Origin of the sequence: Dulcicalothrix desertica PCC 7102, assembly GCF_003991905.1 — a bacterium.
Lineage (GTDB): Bacteria > Cyanobacteriota > Cyanobacteriia > Cyanobacteriales > Nostocaceae > Dulcicalothrix > Dulcicalothrix desertica.
This window is the reverse complement of the sequence record NZ_RSCL01000022.1, coordinates 190,189-194,138: the sequence shown is the minus strand read 5'-3', so window position 1 is coordinate 194,138 and position 3,950 is coordinate 190,189. Positions and strand designations below refer to the sequence as shown.

General features: G+C 36.5%; 1 protein-coding gene and 2 pseudogenes. 2 read left to right on the top strand and 1 reads right to left on the bottom strand.

All coding sequences use genetic code 11. The features are described 5' to 3' along the window. Positions 1-262 precede the first annotated feature (262 nt). Positions 263-2,599: a DUF5682 family protein gene (locus DSM106972_RS37150; RefSeq protein WP_127085392.1), complete on the bottom strand. Its 2,337-nt coding sequence runs from the start codon at positions 2,597-2,599 to the stop codon at positions 263-265. Between the two features lie 87 nt (positions 2,600-2,686). On the opposite strand from DSM106972_RS37150, the pseudogene DSM106972_RS55120 reads away from it, so the two are divergent. Beyond that, positions 2,687-3,319, top strand: a pseudogene (locus DSM106972_RS55120) (transposase family protein); the annotation flags it as partial. Between the two features lie 107 nt (positions 3,320-3,426). Further along, positions 3,427-3,950 (top strand): annotated as a pseudogene (locus DSM106972_RS55115) (ISL3 family transposase); the annotation flags it as partial.

Here is a 3,950-nt window from a genome sequence, read left to right as displayed (position 1 = left end):
GGCGCTTCCGAAAAGAGGACGCTAGAATTAAGCTCAAAAGGGTTTATCCTACACCCCAAAACTAATGACATGGAACACTACTAGTTCGTGTCATTAATTTTGGGGTGTATGATAAGCGTACAATTGTATGGTGGGCAATGCCTACCTTACTACCAACTCCTCTAAAATCAAGTTTGGGTTAGATGCAATTGTCACTCGTGATCAAAATGGATTTACAGGTTCGCCCATTCCAATTGTGTCACCTGAATATTTAAAAAATCATTTAAACTCTACCCCGTAAACCATAACGTTTTAAGGCTGCAAACAATTTTGTTTCAAAAGCTTGTGTTTGCATTATAACCTCGGCACTAACCTCTAATTTAGGCGATACTTCGGCGCCTTTTTCCACATTCCCCCAAGCTTTGATTAAATTGGAAGCGATATTATGCTTTTCGCGCGGTGTAAAGTAAGTAAATGCCAGATGTAAAGCTGGTAAGGCTTCTAAAAATGTCTGTTCGTCGAAGCTTGTAATTAGTTCGTCGATATTTAGTAGTAAGTCTGGGTGTCGCTGTACAACTTCTCTTGCTAAACAAAATAACCCGGTGAGAAAATCTCCTATCATATTAGGTTGAGCGCAGGAGCGTAAATCTAATAATACATGCTCGGTTGGCGCCGCATTTAAACTCCACAAAACACCACAAGCGGCGCCGCGTAGTAAAGGAGTTTGTGTAGAATCTATATTTACTCGCTGTAATATATTGATAAATTCATCCTGGTTTAAATTTAACTGGCGCCTGCATCTAGAAAATGTTTCAAATAATACTTTAACTCCTTGCAGTAGCTGTTGGTCTTTTCCCTGTATTTGACCAAGACTTTCTAACAGCCATAAACCGCGTGTGAATGCTTCTGCTAAAAGCGTACCAATTTTATCTTGCCCTGTTGTTCCTAATACTTCATCGTAATAATACAGATATAATATGTGTTCTAATGCTTCAGTAAGAGAGAAAAAATTACTGTCTGAACGAATTAAAGTTAGCAACTTTTGGTAGAGAGGTTCAGCAAGATGTTGCAAACCCATTAAACAAGCATCTAATAATAACAAAGCAGATGAAACCGCATCCCTTTCTATTCGTCCTGCTTGCTCTAATAACTTTGCTTCAGCAGCTTCTGTTAAAGTCGTACCGTAAATAGCACTTTCAATACAGCTAGCTTCATACAAAGGATGTAAGCTTATTGCCCACTGCTCCCATATATATGATAAATCTTGACGGCTGATTAAGTCACTACCAGCAGCGCGCGTGTAACCTGCAATATCTAAAATTCTTAGTTTGTGCAATATATAAGATTTTTGCAAGTCTAAAGTTTTATGTAAATTTAAATCTATTAATCGTGCTTGCTTAGTAGGTTCTAAATTATATTTTTGTAAAAGCTGTTTAATATCTTGTACCAAAGGTGGTAATGAAGTACCGCTTGCTAATTTACCTTGAGCATCACCGCGTAATATATCATACACAGCTAATAAAAACGGATGTGTTCTGTTGGTATCAATTTCCTCTTTAATTAAACATGCAGTAATAGCATCAATTAAATCTTGGCGCCAAACTGCTACATGACCTCTCAAAGAAGCTAAACTAAGAGCAGTTGTTTCGACGGCTATCAAATCAGCCGAACTAAATATTTGATTTGACGCGCGTAAATCTCGAACTACTCGTGCTAATAATTTACGATAAGTATCTGTATCACCAGTTAACCTATCATGCCAAACTTGATGGTAAAAACCTGGACTAGGCATTCCTGCATCATAACCTGTTAATCCATCCAAACGTTCGTAAGAAAACGGCGTCAATGCAATACCTTTAATTGAGTGCTGAGTAGAGACGCGGTTTACCGCGTCTCTACTGAGTGGTTCAGGAAAAGATTTATTAAATATTTTTGCGTATAAAGCATAACTATGTAAACCACCAGTTACAACAAGAATTTGACCTGAATATCTAGTTAACGCTTGTTGAATTTGCTCTGCCATAAATGCTTCCCGATGAATGTCTACGGGAGAGAAAGAACCATCTAAAAGACGAGCATGAAAGCAAAATTGATGACAGCGTTCTAAGTATTCTATAGGCGCCAATTCTGAATTAATTTCAAATAACAAATCCCATAGTTCATTCAAACCTTCGGCGCCTAAATTTTCGCATAATGTCTCAACATAACTGCTACGGCGCCATTCTGTATCTGCATAACGATGGCTATTCAAACTGACGTTAGCAACTTCTGCCCAAGGTAAATCAATAAATTTAACAGGTATATCTAATTCCTTACATACCTGTAATGCTTGCCATTCGGGGGAATATACGCAAAAAGGATAAAATGCTCCACGACGGGCGCCGTCTGTTAAACAAGTATAGCTGTAGATAGCAATGGGTAACTGATGGGGTAAAAATAACTCTGATATTTGAGAGTTAAAATCAGATGGCCCTTCGATTAATATGGCAGCAGGACGTATTTCGAGAATAAGCTGCCGTAGTAAACGCGCGCAAGCTGGACTATGATGGCGTACTGGGAAAAATACTACAGGGGCATTTAAATTTAAGATGCCAGCATCAAATTCTATATTACAAAACATACCTTTGAGCCTCAAAATATTCGGCTCTTGCGTACTTAACGTGGTAAAATTTTAGAATATTTATCCAGCGTTTAAGTAAAATTGATTATGAAAAGAGTCCTTACTCAACTATTAAATTTGTCTTACGTAGTGGTAGAATCCAGTCTAGAAGAGGGTTCTGTTTTAATTTTATCAGTAAGTAAAAAGACTAAAAACGCAGTATGCCCGCAGTGTGGTAAAAAGTCCGAACATCTACACCAAAATCAAAACTACTTAGTAAAAGATTTACCGATGGGAGATAAAGAAGTAATATTAAATGTAAATAGACGAAGATTTAAATGTAAAACGTGCCGAAAAACGTTTAATGAAAAGCTTGATTTTGTAGGAGCGAGAAAGACATATACGCATCGATACGCGGAAAACATTGTTAAACAGCTTATTAGTAGTAATGTAAGTAATGTAGCGGAAAATAATGGATTAACCGATGAAGAGGTTAATTCTATGCTTGAAGATGTAGCTCAAAATATATTACCAATAAATCTAAATAATTTGAGAAGATTAGGAATAGATGAAATAAGTTTAGTAAAAGGGCAAGGAAAATATATTGTTGTACTTGTAGATATAGATTCAGGAAAATTAATTGGGTTAGTAAAAGAAAGGAAACAAATTGAAATAGAAAATGTTATGAAAAGCTGGGGAGAAGAAGTTATAGAAAGAATAGAAGAAGTAAGTATGGATATGACGTTGCATTCCACCTGGAAAAATGGGGCAGCCTTGTTATTAAAATTTTGGGTATCACGAGATATCTCGTTCTGAAGGCTGCCCCATTTTTTTTGGAGAGACCCGTGACCGGAAATTATAAAAGTTTAATCGATAAGATTTGCCCAAACGCTGTTATCACAGTCGATAGGTTCCATGTTACCAAAATAATACATGAAGAATTAAACCAAGCTAGAATAGCAGAAAAGAAAACAGCATTAGACTTAAATATTAAGGATAGAGAAAAAGTTTTTGATAGTTTAAAAGGGAATAAATTTACAATTTTAAAAGCAGAAGATAATCTGACAGATAAACAAAAAGAAAAATTAGATACAATCAGAGAAGCATCTCCTTTAATAGCAACTATGCATTCATTGAAAGAAGAGTTCCGCGATTTATTTGATACGAGTGAAGATTCAGGAACAGGGATATTAGGGCTACTCGATTGGTTAGAAAAAGCTGAACCTTATTATCAGAAAAGTGTTAAGACAGCAAAGTCTGCCGGGGGAGTACTCCCCCGGCGAGCTTTGCAATTAAACGGTGGTTTGGAGAAGTAGCTGGATACTTTGAAAGAAAAACTACTAACGGTGTAGTAGAAGGAATTAATAATAAA